We start from the raw sequence: 15,161 nt of genomic DNA on the forward strand, positions 1-15,161 counted from the left end.
CCGGACGATCACGACCGTGGCGGGCAACGGAGACCAGGAATACTCCGGCGACGGCGGGCCGGCGGTCGCCGCGGCCCTCAAACGCCCCCGTGGCGTCACGGCGGATTCCGTCGGCAACCTCTACATCGCGGACACCGAGAACCACCGTGTACGACGGGTCGAGGCGACCACCGGGGTGATCACGACCGTCGCCGGCACCGGCAGGGCCGGTTACGGAGGCGACGGCGAGAGCGCGGTGGCGGCGCACCTCTACACGCCCTTCAGCGTGTCGTTGGACGCCGGCGGCAACCTGTACATCGCGGACACCGACAACCACCGGGTGCGGAGGGTGGACGCGGGCTCGGGGACGATCACCACGGTCGCGGGCAAGGGCCACGGTGACTTCGGAGGTGACGGCGGTCCGGCCGTCGACGCGGCGCTCAATCGTCCTCGTGGGGTCGCGATCGGTTCCGCGGGTGACTTGTACATCGCGGACACCGACAACCACCGGGTGCGGAAGGTGGAAGGGGGCTCGGGGACGATCACCACGGTCGCGGGCCACGGCTACGGCAACTTCGGCGGTGACGGCGGACCGGCCGTCTACGCGGCCCTCAATCACCCGCACGGCGTCGCGATGGACACCAGGGGGAACCTCCTCATCGCCGACACCGACAACAACCGCGTACGGGAAGTGAGCGGCCTCCCCGCTCCCGACGCCCCGTTCGAGGTGTCTCCCGGAGGAAGGGTGCCGGTGGAGCGCGGCACCGGCGCGTTCGCGTGGCCCGGCGTGTACGTGAAGTCCCTCGGCGAAGGCCGGGTCCCTCCGCAGACCGTCGGCGTGACCCTCCCGCCGGACCGGGGCCTGCGGTTCCACGGCAGCGGGAACCTGATCGTCTACGGGGAGGACGAGAACGGCGTCTTCCGGCAGCTCGCGTCGTACGGCGGCACCGTGTCGGCGGACGGACGGACCTTCACCACCAACGGCCCCGTCGACCTCCATCTGCGCGAGGCCGGCGCCACCAACTCCCTGCTGATCGGCGTGGTCGCCGACGCCGACGCGGTCCTCGGCGACACGGAGCTGACCTTCACCGTGGGCGACCGGGAGTCGGCGGCCGCACCCGTCGTCATCACGGTTCCGTTCTCGGTGACGCAGGCCGGACCCGTGACGCTGAAGCGCGAGCCCGGCGCGTCCGCGTGGCCGGGCGTGTACGTCAAGGCGCTCGGCAACGGCAACGTCTTCCCGCAGACGGTCCGTGTCACCCTCCCCTCGGGCAAGGGCCTGCGGTTCCACGGCAGCGGCAACCTGATCGTCTACGGGGAGGACGAGAACGGCGTCTTCCGGCAGCTCGCGTCGTACGGCGGCACCGTGTCGGCGGACGGGCAGACCTTCACCACCAACGGCCCCGTCGACCTCCATCTGCGCAAGGCCGGCGCCAGCAACTCCCTGCTGATCGGCGTGGTCGCGGGCCCCGAGGCGGTGCCGGGCGCGACGGAGCTCTCCTTCACCGTGGGCGACCGTCCCCCGGCCGCCGCGTACCTCACCGTCGAGTGAGCGAAGGGGATCACGTGAACCCGGCGGCGCCCCGCGCGTGCATGCCCGCTCCGGCCCCGTTCGCCCCGCCGTGGAGTCTGTCCGTCGCGGCCCGGGTGTACGGTTATCCACCGGCCCACAACGCGGGGTCCGAGTGGATGCTCCACTCGATGCTGCGCCCGCTCGCCGAACGCGGCCACCGGGTGACGGTCTGGCTGTCCCATCCCGGGAGCATCGAGAAGAGCTACGAGATCGACGGCGTGTCCGTCGTCCCGTACCAGGAAGGCGCCGACTTCGCCGCCGCCGCGCAGAAGGCGGACGTGCTCCTGTCCCACTACGAGAACGTCCCCCTCGTGTCAGGCCTGGCCCGCGCCCGGCACATTCCCGTGGTCGTGATCTGCCACGACAACTTCGAGACGACCTTCCACAACGCGGCGGGTGCCGATCTGCTCGTCTACAACAGCGAATGGATCAGACGGGACGGCGAGATCTTCTACGCCCGCTACCCGCAGGAGTTCCTGCCCCGCCGCACCCTCGTGGTCCGCCCCCCGGTGATCGCGGAGGACTACCGGACCGAACCGGGCGACTGCGCGACCCTGGTGAACCTCAACGCCGACAAGGGCGGCGAACTGTTCTGGCAGATCGCCGCGTGGACCCCGGACTGGAACTTCCTGGGCGTCCGGGGCGCCTACGGACAGCAGATCATGCCGCCGGCCCGGCTGGCCAACTGCGACGTCATCGACAGCGTCCCGGGGTCGGAGATGCGCGAACACGTCTACCGCCGGTCGCGCGTCGTCCTCATGCCGAGCCTGTACGAGTCCTGGGGCCGGGTGGCGGTGGAGGCGTTCGCGTCCGGGATTCCGGTCATCGCCCACCCCACCCCCGGACTGGTCGAATCACTCGGGGAAGCGGGCATCTTCGCCTACCGCGACGACGTGAACGCCTGGATCCACGCACTGATGGCGCTGCGGGACCCACGGACCTGGCAGGTCGCCTCCCGCCGGGCCAGGGCACGCTCCGACGAACTGACCAAGAACCTCGACCTCGACATCTGGTGCGACGCCGTCGAGTCGTTGCGCGAAGGGAAGCGGCCGGTATCCCGAGCGCGGCTCGTCCGGCATCCCACACTGCGGCCCTCCTCCTGAACACCGAGCCAACCCGCCACGAGACTCCCGCAGCCAAGGAGGCGATGAACCACCCAGCGAAAAACGCACAGCGCAAAAACGCACAGCACGAAAAAGGCAGATCAGTCAGCTGGAACGAAAGGAAAAGCAATGCCCGTGGAATTCAGGACCGTGACGTTCACGATGGACTCCGCCCCCCATGGCGGCACCCATCGAGACCACGCAGGGCTTCACCCTCAGGGGCAAGGTCCGCAAGATCGACGGCAGGCCGGTCATGAACGTGGCGCTGCAGTCGTACTCGCTGGAGGTGCTCCACAGCGGCAACCCGCATCACGCCTCCATGTCGCTGGACAAGGTGGCCGTGGAGATCGTCCCGTCCTCGAACTCGGAGTACGACGGCGCGGTCAAGCTGACCGTCTGGCGCCGCAACCATCCCAACGACTCCAAGGCCCCCGCCTGGAGGTTCCGGTACACCGTCACCGCACTTGTCATCGCTGACCTGGTGAGCGCCTGATCCGGCCGGGCCGTCCGGCCGGTGCCCGAAACCCGGCCGGGCGGCCCTCACCACGCCCGACTCACGACCACGGACCGACGCGATCCCCGAGGAGGGGTATCCGTGCGCATCGCCCTCGTCATGCCCTTCCGGCCGCAGCCCAGCCGGGAGTACGCCCATGACCTCTGCGTCGCCCACTGGCGGCGTGTGCTGCCGGCCGTCACCGTGACGCACGTCGACACCGGCGCCGAGCCGTTCAACCCGGCCGCCTGCCGCAACGCGGGAGTGTTCCGGGCCGCACGGTCCGGCGCCGGCGTCGTCGTGATCGCCGACGCCGACACGCTGGTCGAGGAAGGCCCGCTCCGGCAGGCGGTCGAGGGCGCCGCCGGCAGCGGTCTCGTCCATCTGCCCTACACCGAGTACCGGGCACTCGGCGCCGAGGGCAGCGCCCAGTACCGCGCGGGGACACCGCTGCGCGACTGCCACGCCGTCACGGTCCCCGGCGCGTGCAGCGGCGTCTACGTGACCACCCCGACGACCTGGTGGGCCCACGGCGGACAGGACGAGCGGTTCCGCGGCTGGGGGTTCGAGGACGCCGCCTGGGAGATCGCCCACACCACCCTGCTCGGGGCGCCCCCCGTCCGCCACGAGGGCCGGGCCCATGCCCTGCACCACGCGCCCGCGGTCAAGGACGGACGGCAGTACGAGGCCAACGCGGCCCTGTGCCACCGGTACCACCAGGCCGCGAACGACCCCGTGGCCATGCGCGCCCTCACGGCCTCGCCGGTGTCGTGGCCGGCGCCGGGCGGGGCCGGCCGCGCCGCGGGCTGACGCGGCCGGCCTACCGGGCCCGTCGGGTACGTCGTCCGAAGAGGATGCCGGGCGGTTCCGGCGGCGGGGGAGTGCCGGGCTTGAGGGGCCAGGCCAGCAGCAGGCCGGCCGCGAAGCCGGCGACGTGGGCCACGTAGGCCACGGTGCCGGCGTCGGAGAGGCCCTGGCCGGCGGAGTAGAACGCCTGGAGGACGAACCACAGGCCCAGCACGATCCAGGCGGGCAGCCGCAGCGGCAGGAAGACCAGGAACGGGACGAGCACCCAGACGCGGGCCCTCGGGTAGAGGAGCAGGTACGCGCCGAGGACGCCGGCGATCGCCCCCGACGCGCCGATCAGCGGGGCGCCCGAGCCGGCGTTCAGCAGGGCGAAGCCGTAGGTCGCCGCGTAGCCGCAGACGCCGTAGAAGAGGAGGAACCGCAGGTGGCCCATGCGGTCCTCGATGTTGTTGCCGAAGATGTACAGGAACAGCATGTTGCCCAGCAGGTGCGGCCAGCCGCCGTGCAGGAACATCGCCGTCAGGACGCTCAGCTCCGGGGACTTGCCGTAGTCCGGCGGGGCGATCACGCAGCCGGGCCCCTGGGAGCCGACGCCCACGTCGCCGGTGGGGACGAGCCGGGGCAGCCGGTGGTGGATCAGCTCCTGGGGGACGGCCGCCCAGTGGTCCAGGTACGCCTGGAGACGGCACTGCTGGACCAGGCCGCCGGCGCCGGTGAGCGAGTCGGCCATGCCGGGCATGGACAGGAACACCGCGAGGTTCGCGGCGATGAGCGCGTAGGTGACCCACGGGGTGCCGCGCACCGGGTTCACGTCATGGACGGGGATGACCACGGATGACTACTGCCCCGGGCGGCGCCGGTGAAGCGGCCGATGGGCTGAACGCCGCCGCCCGGTGACGCGTATGACTCACCGGCCGGCCGCGGCACGGCGCAGGCGTGCCGCGCGGACGAGGTGAGGAACAGGCGATGGACGACCGAGTGACTCCCGCACCGCGGGCCCTGCCCGACGGCGAGGCGGAGAGCGCACTGGTACTGCGGCTGCCCTGGGAGGACGTCGCCCGGCCCGGCCAGGAGGCCGGGCGGCCGGCCGCGCAGCGGCGGCGGCCGGTCACCCTGGACGAGGCCGCGAGCCACCGGCTGCGCTCCGCGCGGGCCGCCGCCCCCGCCCGGCAGGCCGGGGAGCAGCCGCCCCAGGCCCCCCGGTCGGCGCCGGTGTCGTCGCTGCCGGCCCGGCCGCCGGCGGAGCAGGCGCGGCAGGTCATCGACCGGATCAACGGCACGGCGTGAGCGGTCGGTCCGGCCGTCGCATCCCGTGAGCCTTCGCGCCCGCCGGGCGCCGGGGCCCTTCGGTCCCTGTCAGCGGGGTCTGAGAAGGTGGGAACATGTGCGCAAGTCGGACCCGTGCGGGCACGGGGCATGTCGTCGTCATCGGAGCCGGGATCGCCGGTCTGGCCGCCGCCCACCGGCTGTCGGAGCGGGGCGCGCGGGTGACCGTGCTGGAGGCGTCGGACCGCGTCGGCGGCAAGCTGCTGCCCGGCGAGATCGCGGGCGTGCGCGTCGACCTGGGCGCCGAGTCGATGCTGGCCCGCCGCCCCGAGGCGGTCGGCCTGGCCCGTGCGGTGGGTCTCGGCGACCGCCTCCAGCCGCCGGCCACCGCGACCGCCTCGCTGTGGACCCGCGGCGCCCTGCGGCCCATGCCCAAGGGCCACGTCATGGGCGTCCCCGGCACCGCCGCCGCCCTGGCCGGCGTGCTGTCGGACGAGGGACTCGCCCGCGTCGAGCGCGACGCCGAACTGCCCCCCACCGAGGTCGGCGACGACGTGGCGGTCGGTGAGCACGTGGCGGCGCGGGTCGGCCGCGAGGTGGTCGACCGCCTGGTGGAGCCCCTGCTGGGCGGGGTGTACGCGGGCGACGCGTACCGCATCTCGATGCGCTCGGCCGTACCCCAGCTGTTCGAGGCCGTCCGCGCCCACCCGTCGCTCACCGAGGCGGTCCGCGCGATCCAGGGCCGTACGGCCGCCGCCCCGGGCCCCGGCGGCCCCGTCTTCATGGGCATCGAGGGCGGCATCGGCACCCTGCCCCCGGCCGTCGCCGACGCCGTCCGCGCCCGCGGCGGCGAGATCCTGCTGAACAGCCCGGTGACCGAGCTGCGCCGCACCGCGCCCGCCGGCTGGCGCGTCGTCGCCGGCGACCGGGTGCTGGCGGCCGACGCGGTGATCGTCGCCGTGCCCGCCCCGGCCGCCGCCGCGCTGCTGGCCGCCGAGGCGCCCGCCGCCGCGGCCGAGCTGGCCGCCGTGGAGTACGCCTCCATGGCGCTGATCACCCTCGCCTACCGCCGCGCGGACGCCGCCGCGCTCCCCGAGGGCAGCGGCTTCCTGGTGCCGCCGGTCGACGGACGCGCCATCAAGGCGTCCACCTTCGCCTCCCGCAAGTGGGGCTGGATCGACCGCGAGGACCCGGACCTGGTCGTGCTGCGCACCTCCGTCGGCCGTCACGGCGAGACGGAGATCCTCGGCCGCGACGACCCCGGACTCGTCGCCGCCTCCCGGCACGACCTGGAGCGGGCCACCGGCCTGACCGCCGCGCCCGTCGCCACCCGCGTCACCCGCTGGCAGGACGGCCTGCCCCAGTACCCCGTCGGCCATCACGCGCGCGTGGCCCGCGTCCGCGAGCACCTCGCCGAGCTCCCCGGCCTCGCCGTGTGCGGCGCGGCGTACGACGGCGTCGGCATCCCGGCCTCCATCGCCAGTGCCCAGGTGGCCGCCGACCAGGTCCACGACGGCCTCGGCGGTGTGGAGGAACTCACCACCGCCCCGGTGCCGAGCCCACAGAACGGAGCGGGAGAATATGGCCATGAGTGACGACGCCTCCACCCCCGCGGCCGAGCGCATCCCCAACAAGGGCAAGCTGGCCAAGGACCTCAACGAGGTCATCCGCTACACCCTCTGGTCCGTCTTCAAGCTGAAGGACGTGCTCCCCGACGACGCCGCGCGCGCCGGGTACGCCGACGAGGTCCAGGAGCTGTTCGACCAGCTCGCCGCCAAGGACGTGACCGTGCGCGGCACCTACGACGTCTCCGGGCTGCGCGCCGACGCCGACGTGATGATCTGGTGGCACGCCGAGACCAGCGACCAGCTCCAGGAGGCGTACAACCTCTTCCGCCGCACCAGGCTGGGCCGCGCCCTGGAGCCGGTCTGGTCGAACATGGCGCTGCACCGCCCCGCCGAGTTCAACCGGTCGCACATCCCGGCGTTCCTCGCCGACGAGACGCCGCGGAACTACATCAGCGTCTACCCCTTCGTGCGCTCCTACGACTGGTACCTGCTGCCCGACGAGGACCGCCGCCGGATGCTCGCCGACCACGGCAAGATGGCCCGCGGCTACCCCGACGTGCGCGCCAACACCGTCGCCTCCTTCTCGCTGGGCGACTACGAGTGGATCCTCGCCTTCGAGGCCGACGAGCTGTACCGCATCGTCGACCTCATGCGCCACCTGCGCGGTTCCGAGGCCCGGCTGCACGTCCGCGAGGAGGTCCCGTTCTACACGGGCCGCCGCAAGGACCTGCCGGAGCTGATCGCCGGGCTGGCCTGACCAGCTGCCGGAGTCCGAGGCCCGGTCAGCTCTCCGGCGCGGGCACCGGGGCCGGGCGCGGGGCGCAGGACGCGTCCCGCGCCGGGAGGCGGCCGTCGAGCAGATACGCCTCCAGGTGCCCGTTGACGCACGCGTTCGGGCCGCCCGCGATGCCGTGGGAGCCGGCGCCCCGCTCGGTGACCAGCACCGAGCCCGACAGCCGGCGCCGCAGCTCCAGCGCCCCGGCGTAGGGCGTGGCCGCGTCCCGCTCGGCCGCCAGGATCAGCACCGGCGGCAGTTCACCCGGCGCGGTGCGCACGTCCAGGGGCCGCTGCCGGGGCGCCCGCCAGAAGGCGCACGGCAGATTGGTCCACACGTTCTCCCAGGTCTCGAACGGCGCCCGGCGCGCCAGCCGCGTGTTGTCCCGGTCCCAGACCGCGAACTCCGTCGGCCAGGGCGCGTCGTTGCACTCCACGGCCGTGTACACGGCGCTCGCGTTCTCCGTCTCCGCAGCCGTCTCCGGAAGCGGCCCCGCCAGCTCCACCAGCGGCCCCGCGTCCCCCTTCAGATAGGCCGACAGGGCCCGCGCCCGGTGCGGCCAGTGGTCGTCGTAGTACCCCGCCCGCAGGAACGACTTCTGCAGCTGCGCCGGTCCGACCGTGCCGCCCGCCGGCCGCGCCGCCAGCGACCGGCTCGCCCGCTCGTAGCTGTCCCGCACCGCGCCCGGCGTGGTTCCGAGCCCGTACACGTCGTCGTGCGCGGCGATCCACGTCCGGAAGTCCCGCCAGCGGCGCTCGAACGCCGCCGACTGGGCGAGGTTGTTGCGGTACCAGACCCCCGCCGGGTCGGGGTTCACCACCGAGTCGAACACCATCCGCCGCACCCGCCCCGGGAACAACTCCGCGTACAGCGCCCCGAAGTAGGTCCCGTACGAGGCACCCATGAAGGTCAGTCTCTCCTCACCCAGCGCGGCGCGGATCACCTCCAGGTCCCGGGCGTTGTTGAGGGAGTGGTAGTGGCGCAGCGCGTCGCCCGCCCGCTCGGCACAGCCACGGGCGTACGCCGCGGCCTCGGCGGCACGTTCCTTCTTGTACGCCGCGGAGGGCCGCGCCGGGGACGGCCGGGGACCCCGCACGGAGCGTTCCGGGTCCTGGCAGCTCAGCGGCGCGGAGGGGGCGACCCCGCGGGGCGCGTAGCCGACCAGGTCGTACGCCGCCGCCAGCCGCTTCCACTCGGGCACCATGCCGATGAGGGGGAAGTGCAGCCCGGAGGCGCCCGGCCCGCCCGGGTTGTAGACGAGGGCGCCCTGCCGGGGCACCGCCCGCCCACCGCGCCCCGGGTCCTTGCCGGTGGCCCGCACCCGGCCGACGGTCAGCTCGATCCGCTGGCCGTCGGGGCGCGCGTAGTCGAGCGGGACGGTGACCGTGCCGCAGCGCATGCTGCCCGGCAGCTCGTCGGCGTCCGGGCAGTCGCCGAACCTGATGCCGGCCGCCGCGGCGCGGGCGGCGGCCACCTCGGTGCCTCGCCGCTCGGCCGTACCCGTACCCGTACCTGTGCCCGTACCTGTGCCCGTGCCCGTGCCCGTGCCCGTGCCCGTGCCCGGGTCTTTCGGGGCGCCGTCGGCGGGGGCGGCGGTGAGGGCGGCCAGGAGCAGGGAGCCGGCGGCCGAGTAGAGGGCGGCTGCTCTCATCGCGTGTCCCTTCGGTGCGCAAAGTGCGACAAAAGGGATGTTTCGTTCGATGGTGGGGGAAGGCAAGCACCCCGGCGGGTGTCGGCGCCGCGTCTTTCCGAGGAGCGGCCGGGGGCGGCCCGGACGGCTCAGTCCCGCAGGCCCTCGTACTCCTCCCGGTGCGCGAAGGCCGCACGCAGGTCCGGCTCGCCGATCGCCCGGACGCCGCGGACGGCGACGGAGGTGAGATCCGCGGCGGCGTCCCCGGGCCGGCCGGCCCGCCGGGCGAAGGCGTACAGCAGCCGCTGCCCGGCCGGTGACGCCCACGCCGAGTACGGGTGGACCTCGATGCGGGCTATGGCCAGGCAGCTCAGCGTCACCGCGAGCGGCAGCGCGAACCACAGGGCGATCAGGTAGCGCGGCACATCGCCGGGGGCGGGCAGGGCCAGCGCCGCCGCGCCCAGCGCGCACACCGCCAGCGCGGCGAGCCGCACCCGGTGGACGGCGGCGGCGACCGTGCGGACGCCGTCCGGTACGGCCAGGCCCGCGCTGACCAGCCGTTCGGCCAGCCCCCGCACCGCGTCCGCCGCCGCGGCCGAGGCCCGCACCGGCGCGATCAGGGACTGCCCCCCGGGACCTATGGCCCCGATCACGGAGCGCTCCATCTCGTCCTGCCCGCGCGGGTCGACGACGGTCGCCCAGCCGGTGCGCGCGAGCAGGAGCCGGCGCTGACGGGCCATGGACACCATCGTCAGGTCGGCCACCCGCGCGGGGCCGCCCGACAGGAAGGCCGCCTCGTAGAGGTCGAGTTCACGTCCGCCGGCCGAGTCCGTGCCGTCGTTCGCCGCGCGGGCGGCGGCCAGACACAGTCGCGTGCACGCCGTACCGGCGACGGCCCAGGCCGGCAGCAGAAGGAGGACCCAGAACATGCCGTTTTTCTATGCCGAAGAGACGGGCCCACGCCACGGTCTGTTCAGCATCCGGACCCAGTGTTGCCGGTATGTGACGTTCCGTTCGGGGAAGTTCAGTGCCCCGGCAACACCCGTCGCGTGGCCCGCACCAGTCGCACCGCCGGACGCCGCGAGGGGGGCACCGGTCCCGACCGCTCCCGCCACCACCGCCGTACCCCGCGCCGGACCCGGGCGTCGGCCACGGTCCCGCTCCGCGCCAGGTGCGCGGCGAAGTCCAGGGCGTCCCGGCGGTAGCCCCCGGCCATCGGCGTCTGCCGCGCGTACGCGAGGAAGGCCGGACGGTACGCCGCGCCCAGGATCTCCGGCAGTTCGGGCGCGACCTTCGCCACCACGTCGGCCCGCTTCCCGGCCAGCGCCCGGGCCTGCACCTCCAGCCGCGCCCGGTCGAACCCCTCGGGCGCGGGTGTTCCCGCGACCAGCGAGGAGAGCAGGGCGGTCTGGGCGAGGGCGAGCCGCCTGCGGGTGCCTTCGCCCGCAGCCGCAGCCGCAGCCGCAGTCCGCGCCCCGCGGCCCGCCGCCGCGCTGTCCACCGCCCCGCCCGGCAGCCGCACGGCCTCCCGGCCCCCGGCCGCCCGTCCCTTCTCCACCGCCGTCCCGATCGCGGCCAGTTCCCCCTCCAGCTCGGTCGGCTCGGGGAAGTCCTCGTCCCGCTCCAGCAGCACCCCCGGCGGCGCGACCCGCGAGGCGAGGTCGGTCAGCACGTCGAGCACCGGCTGGGTCACGGGGTGGGCGTGGCTGTCGTGCCAGACGCCGTCGCGTTCGAAGCCGCCCGCGACATGGACGTAGGCGAGGGCCTCCAGCGGCAGCGCGGCGAGCGCCTCGGCCGGGTCCTCGCCGCGGTTGACGTGGTTGGTGTGCAGGTTGGCCACGTCGATCAGCAGCCGTACGCCGGTCCGGTCGGCCAGGTCGTACAGGAACTGTCCCTCCGTCATCTCCTCGCCCGGCCAGGAGAAGAGCGCGGCGATGTTCTCGACGGCCAGCGGCACGGGCAGCGCGTCCTGCGCGATGCGGACGTTCTCGCACAGCACGTCCAGGGCGTCCCGGGTACGTGGCACGGGCAGCAGGTGCCCCGCCTCCAGACGCGGTGAGAAGGTCCCGGGCCCGCCCGCCCGGACGAACGCGATGTGCTCGGTGACCAGCGGTGACCCGAGTACGTCGGCCCGCTCGGCCAGTGCCGCGAGCCGCCCCGCGTCGGGCCGGTCCGCGCCGCCGAGGCCGAGGGAGACGCCGTGCGGCACCACGGTGACACCGCGCTCGCGCAGCCGCAGCAGCGAGGCCGGGAGGTGTCCGGGGCACACGTTCTCGGACACCACCTCGACCCAGTCGATGCCCGGCATCGCCTCGACGGCGTCCGCGATCTCCGGACGCCAGCCGATGCCGGTTCCCAGTCGGTGCACGGCCTCCACCCCCTCTCCTGAGTACATGTCGGGGGTATCGCCGCCGCGAGCGGGGCCGAATCATAAAAGGCGGGCGTTCAGAGCAGAATTTGAGGTTCGGTGCGGCTCACCGCGTCACCGCAGCTCCGGGTGGTCCGCCACCACCGTGCACGAACCCGGCGCGATCTCCGTGTACCCGGCGTCGCGGACCACCGGCAGGCCGCCCGCGGTGAGGCGGGGCCAGTCGGCGGCGGACGCGGTGCGGACGGCGAGCGGGAAGCCCGCGTCGCGCCAGGCGGCGCGCTGCTCGCCGGTCAGTTCCCACCAGGCGAGCTGGGCTCCGTGCCCGGCCTGCGCCATCGCCTTGCCGGCCGACATGGTGATCTCCGGGCTCAGCCACAGCACCGGCCCGGCCGGGTCGGCGTCCGCCGGCGGTTCGGGGTCGTCGAGTTCGGTGCCGGAGACCTGGAGCTTGGCCAGCTCCTTGGGCCAGCCGTCCAGCGGGACCGGCGGGAAGACCCGTACCTCCGCCGACTTGCCGGTGACCGTGATGCCGGGCAGCGCCTCGGCCCGCCGCCACTCGGCGCCGCGCGCCCGCCGCACCACCTTGCGGATGCGGGCGTCCTGCCAGTCCCGCATCGCCCGCGCCCATTCCCCCTCGCCCACCGACCGCTCGTCGGCGAGCATCACCAGCACCGCCCGGGCGGCGGTCTCCAGCGCGTCGGTACGGGCCGGCGGCGCCGCGCGCTCGATGCGGACCACCAGCGGCAGCACGAACTGGGGGGCGAGGTCGCGGTCACCGGGTTCGGCGCGGAACGGGCTGTCGGCGGCGGGGCCGCCGGGTGCCGGGCTGTCGGGGACGGGTGTCGCGTCGTTGTTCACGCGCCCAGTCTGCCAAGCCGCCGGGACCCGGGAGAGTACGGGGCCGTGACGTGAGGTACGGCGGACGGGTGCGGGCCGCCGCGGCGCGGATCAACCCGAGCAGGCCGTCCGCTGTGCCTCCAGCCACTCGCAGGCCGGGCAGAGGGTGACGCCCTTGTACGACTCCGGGTACTCCGTCGGCTCCCGGCACACGACGCACTCGGCGTACGGCGGCCCAGCCGCCCTCGGCGGCCTGCCCGCGTCGTCGATCAGGCAGTAGTCGTTGTCGCTCATGTCTCCAGCGTAGGACCGTCAGGTCCGCCCGTGCACGGCGCCGACCAGCTCGGAGACCTTCACGAAGCGGTAGCCCTGCCGACGGAGTTCGGGCACCACCGTCCGCACCGCCCGCTCGGTGACGGGGGCGGCGCTGCGGGTGCAGTGCAGGACCACCACCGACCCCGGCCGGACCCCGTCCAGCACCTGCCGGGCCACCGCGTCCGCGTCGGTCGCGAAGGCGTCGCCGCTCACCACGTCCCACTGCACGGCGGTGACTGCGGCGGCCGTCAGCTCCTTCAGCGCCGCCGGGTCGTGGCAGCCGCCCGGGAAGCGGAAGTACGGCATCGGGTCCTGGACGCCCGCCTTCCGGAACGCCGCGTACGCCCGCTCCACGTCCGCCCGCATCCGGTCGCGGGAGACGGTCGGCAGGCCGTAGCAGTCGTCGGTGAAGGCGTAGTGGCTGTAGGAGTGGTTGGCGACCTCGAAGAGCCGGTCACGGCCGATCGAGCGGGCCTGGTCCGGGTACTCCTCGGCCCACCGCCCGGTCATGAACACCGTCGCCGGCACCTCCAGCTCCCGCAGCGCGGCGATCAGCTCCGGGTTGTCGAACCGCTCGCCCGCCGCCGCCCGGGGCCCCTGGTCGGCGGTCATGTCGGCGTCGAAGGTCAGCGCCACGGTCCGCTCGCCGGTACGCGGGCCGTGCGAGAAGACCGGGGTGAGCCCGGCCGGGCCGGGCGCGAGGGTCGGAACGGACGGCTTCCCGGACGGGGAAGGGGAGGGGGACGCGGCCGGGTGCCGCGGTGGCTCGGCGGTGCCGCAGGCGGCGAGGGCGGCGCCCAGGAGAGCGACCAGGACCGCACGTCGTACGAGAGTGATCATCGTACGAACGTATGGGCGGCTTCGCCGCTTTCCTCGCCGCCGGGCGCCGACCCGGCCGTACGGTCACCCGGCCGGGCGGCCGGTCAGATCTCCCGCCGCTCCAGCGGCTTCGTCGCCGGGCCCTCGATGACCTTGCCGTCCGTGTCGAAGCGGGAGCCGTGGCAGGGGCACTCCCAGGCGCGCTCGGCGGCGTTGAAGCCGACCAGGCAGCCGAGGTGGGTGCAGCGCGGGGAGACGGCGTGCAGGGCGCCGGCCTCGTCGCGGTAGACGGCGACGCGGTCGCCGCCCGCCCGGACGACCGCGCCCTCGCCGGGCGGCAGGGCGTCCACCGGAGGCGCGGGCCTGAGCCGGTCGCCGACGAAGTGCCGGGCCACCTCGGCCTGCGTCTGGAGGAACTGCGGCGCCTCGCGGACCTGGGTGCGCAGCCGGCGCGGGTCGTACAGCTCGCTCCACGGGCTGCCGGCGCCCGTGATCCGCGCGGTGAGCAGCAGGCCGGCCATCATGCCGCCGCTCATCCCCCAGCCGCCGAAGCCGGTGGCGACGTAGGTGTGGTGCGCGCCCGGGTGCAGCGGGCCCACCATCGGCACGGTGTCGGTGGGGTCGATGTCCTGGGTGGCCCAGGAGTGGGTGAGAGCGACGCCGGGGAAGTGGCCGCGCGCCCAGTCGGACAGACGTTCGAACCGCTCCCGGGTGTCGCCCGTGCCGGGGGTGAAGTGCTCCCCGGTGACGATGAGCAGACGCCGGCCCGTGTCGTCGAGGGGGGCCGTGCGCGCCGAGCGGGTGCCCTCGTCCGGGGTGATGTACATGCCGTCGATGTCCTGGCCGGCGTCCAGGGGACCGGCCACGACCAGCTCGCGGCGCGGGGAGAGCCGGGTGAACAGCAGCGCCCGGTCGAAGACCGGGTAGTGGGTCGCCACCACCACGTCGCGGGCCCGCACCGTCGCTCCCGTGTCCGTCGACAGTCGGCAGGGCTCGCCCTCGTCCAGTCCGTGCACGACGGTGTTCTCGAAGATCAGGCCGCCGCGCGCCAGCAGGTCCCCGGCGAGGGCCAGCAGGTACCTGCGCGGGTGGAACTGGGCACCGCCCGCGACCCGCACGGCGCCCGCGACCGGGAACGGCAGCCCGGTCTCCGTCACGAACTCGGCCGGCAGCCCCGCCTCCTTCGCCGCCGCGGCCTCCGCCCGCACCTCGTCCACCCGGCCCGCGTCGCAGACGTAGGTGTACGCGCTCCGGGACTCCCAGTCGCAGTCGATGCCCAACTCGTCCACCAGCGCCGCGGCGCGCGCGATGGCCTCGGTCTGCGAGCGGGCGTACAGCCGGGCGCCCTCGGGGCCCCGGGTGCGGCGCAGCTTGTCGTAGACCAGGGTGTGCTGGGCGGTCAGCTTGGCGGTGGTGTGGCCGGTGACGCTCGCGGCGATCCGCCCGGCCTCCAGCACCGCCACGCTCCGCCCGGCCCGTGTCAGCTCGTACGCCGTGCTCAGTCCCGCGACGCCGCCGCCGATCACGGCGACGTCGACGTCGAGATCCTCCGTCAGCGCGGGGTGGGGTTCACCCGGCGCCGTCTCCAACCAGTACGAGCCGCTGGGCCGCGCGTTCTCCGTCAT

At 74.4% G+C, this 15,161-nt stretch carries 15 protein-coding genes; 7 read left to right on the top strand and 8 right to left on the bottom strand.

The window, feature by feature from the left end:
• The first annotated feature begins 16 nt into the window (after positions 1-16).
• From ACZ3IG_RS15085 to ACZ3IG_RS15100, 4 genes are all read left to right on the top strand, one after another.
• A complete protein-coding gene (locus ACZ3IG_RS15085; protein WP_467432154.1) occupies positions 17-1,531 on the top strand; it encodes an NHL domain-containing protein in 1,515 nt (504 codons plus the stop codon).
• A gap of 41 nt (positions 1,532-1,572) precedes the next feature.
• Complete coding sequence (locus ACZ3IG_RS15090) at positions 1,573-2,655, top strand: glycosyltransferase family 4 protein (protein WP_467432157.1); 1,083 nt, start codon at positions 1,573-1,575, stop codon at positions 2,653-2,655.
• Positions 2,656-2,833: 178 nt separating this feature from the next.
• Positions 2,834-3,148, top strand: a complete 315-nt coding sequence (locus ACZ3IG_RS15095) for a hypothetical protein (protein WP_467432159.1) — start codon at positions 2,834-2,836, stop codon at positions 3,146-3,148.
• Positions 3,149-3,250: 102 nt separating this feature from the next.
• Positions 3,251-3,958 carry a hypothetical protein gene (locus ACZ3IG_RS15100; protein WP_467432160.1) on the top strand — a complete coding sequence of 236 codons (708 nt, stop codon included), beginning with the start codon at positions 3,251-3,253 and terminating at the stop codon, positions 3,956-3,958.
• Positions 3,959-3,968: 10 nt separating this feature from the next.
• Here the strand turns inward: ACZ3IG_RS15100 and ACZ3IG_RS15105 are convergent, their stop codons facing one another.
• Positions 3,969-4,787 carry a rhomboid family intramembrane serine protease gene (locus ACZ3IG_RS15105; RefSeq protein WP_467432162.1) on the bottom strand — a complete coding sequence of 273 codons (819 nt, stop codon included), beginning with the start codon at positions 4,785-4,787 and terminating at the stop codon, positions 3,969-3,971.
• A gap of 134 nt (positions 4,788-4,921) precedes the next feature.
• Here ACZ3IG_RS15105 and ACZ3IG_RS15110 point away from each other — a divergent pair, with 134 nt between their 5' ends.
• From ACZ3IG_RS15110 to hemQ, 3 genes are all read left to right on the top strand, one after another.
• Positions 4,922-5,242, top strand: a complete 321-nt coding sequence (locus ACZ3IG_RS15110; RefSeq protein WP_467432164.1) for a hypothetical protein — start codon at positions 4,922-4,924, stop codon at positions 5,240-5,242.
• 95 nt (positions 5,243-5,337) lie between these two features.
• The gene (gene hemG, locus ACZ3IG_RS15115) at positions 5,338-6,816 is read left to right on the top strand and encodes a protoporphyrinogen oxidase (protein ID WP_467432166.1); all 1,479 of its coding nucleotides are present in this window, start codon (positions 5,338-5,340) and stop codon (positions 6,814-6,816) included.
• A complete protein-coding gene (hemQ, locus tag ACZ3IG_RS15120; protein ID WP_467432168.1) occupies positions 6,809-7,546 on the top strand; it encodes a hydrogen peroxide-dependent heme synthase in 738 nt (245 codons plus the stop codon). Before hemG ends, hemQ begins: the two co-directional genes overlap by 8 nt.
• 25 nt (positions 7,547-7,571) lie before the next feature.
• Here the strand turns inward: hemQ and ACZ3IG_RS15125 are convergent, their stop codons facing one another.
• From ACZ3IG_RS15125 to ACZ3IG_RS15155, 7 genes are all read right to left on the bottom strand, one after another.
• Complete coding sequence (locus ACZ3IG_RS15125) at positions 7,572-9,215, bottom strand: alpha/beta hydrolase (protein WP_467432170.1); 1,644 nt, start codon at positions 9,213-9,215, stop codon at positions 7,572-7,574.
• Between the two features lie 128 nt (positions 9,216-9,343).
• Positions 9,344-10,123, bottom strand: coding sequence for a TIGR04222 domain-containing membrane protein (locus tag ACZ3IG_RS15130; protein WP_467432173.1), 780 nt, complete (start codon positions 10,121-10,123; stop codon positions 9,344-9,346).
• A 95-nt stretch (positions 10,124-10,218) separates the two neighbouring features.
• Positions 10,219-11,562 (bottom strand): MbnB/TglH/ChrH family RiPP precursor modification enzyme, encoded by a 1,344-nt coding sequence (locus ACZ3IG_RS15135; protein WP_467432465.1) that lies wholly within the window; start codon positions 11,560-11,562, stop codon positions 10,219-10,221.
• A gap of 114 nt (positions 11,563-11,676) precedes the next feature.
• Positions 11,677-12,423, bottom strand: a complete 747-nt coding sequence (locus tag ACZ3IG_RS15140; protein ID WP_467432175.1) for a peptidyl-tRNA hydrolase — start codon at positions 12,421-12,423, stop codon at positions 11,677-11,679.
• A gap of 90 nt (positions 12,424-12,513) precedes the next feature.
• Complete coding sequence (locus ACZ3IG_RS15145) at positions 12,514-12,696, bottom strand: hypothetical protein (protein ID WP_467432176.1); 183 nt, start codon at positions 12,694-12,696, stop codon at positions 12,514-12,516.
• 18 nt (positions 12,697-12,714) lie between these two features.
• Positions 12,715-13,557: a polysaccharide deacetylase family protein gene (locus ACZ3IG_RS15150; protein ID WP_467432179.1), complete on the bottom strand. Its 843-nt coding sequence runs from the start codon at positions 13,555-13,557 to the stop codon at positions 12,715-12,717.
• A gap of 83 nt (positions 13,558-13,640) precedes the next feature.
• The gene (locus tag ACZ3IG_RS15155) at positions 13,641-15,161 is read right to left on the bottom strand and encodes an FAD-dependent oxidoreductase (protein WP_467432181.1); all 1,521 of its coding nucleotides are present in this window, start codon (positions 15,159-15,161) and stop codon (positions 13,641-13,643) included.

This window comes from Streptomyces sp. NPDC016677, from assembly GCF_055562815.1.

Bases quoted from the DNA above. Each gene is read 5' to 3' on its own strand.
- ACZ3IG_RS15090 (WP_467432157.1), top strand. From the start codon at position 1,573: ATGCCCGCTCCGGCCCCGTTCGCCCCGCCGTGGAGTCTGTCCGTCGCG.
- ACZ3IG_RS15095 (WP_467432159.1), top strand. From the start codon at position 2,834: ATGGCGGCACCCATCGAGACCACGCAGGGCTTCACCCTCAGGGGCAAG.
- ACZ3IG_RS15110 (WP_467432164.1), top strand. From the start codon at position 4,922: ATGGACGACCGAGTGACTCCCGCACCGCGGGCCCTGCCCGACGGCGAG.
- hemG (WP_467432166.1), top strand. From the start codon at position 5,338: ATGTGCGCAAGTCGGACCCGTGCGGGCACGGGGCATGTCGTCGTCATC.
- hemQ (WP_467432168.1), top strand. From the start codon at position 6,809: ATGAGTGACGACGCCTCCACCCCCGCGGCCGAGCGCATCCCCAACAAG.
- ACZ3IG_RS15125 (WP_467432170.1), bottom strand. From the start codon at position 9,215: ATGAGAGCAGCCGCCCTCTACTCGGCCGCCGGCTCCCTGCTCCTGGCC.
- ACZ3IG_RS15130 (WP_467432173.1), bottom strand. From the start codon at position 10,123: ATGTTCTGGGTCCTCCTTCTGCTGCCGGCCTGGGCCGTCGCCGGTACG.
- ACZ3IG_RS15145 (WP_467432176.1), bottom strand. From the start codon at position 12,696: ATGAGCGACAACGACTACTGCCTGATCGACGACGCGGGCAGGCCGCCG.
- ACZ3IG_RS15150 (WP_467432179.1), bottom strand. From the start codon at position 13,557: ATGATCACTCTCGTACGACGTGCGGTCCTGGTCGCTCTCCTGGGCGCC.
- ACZ3IG_RS15155 (WP_467432181.1), bottom strand. From the start codon at position 15,161: ATGACGGAGAACGCGCGGCCCAGCGGCTCGTACTGGTTGGAGACGGCG.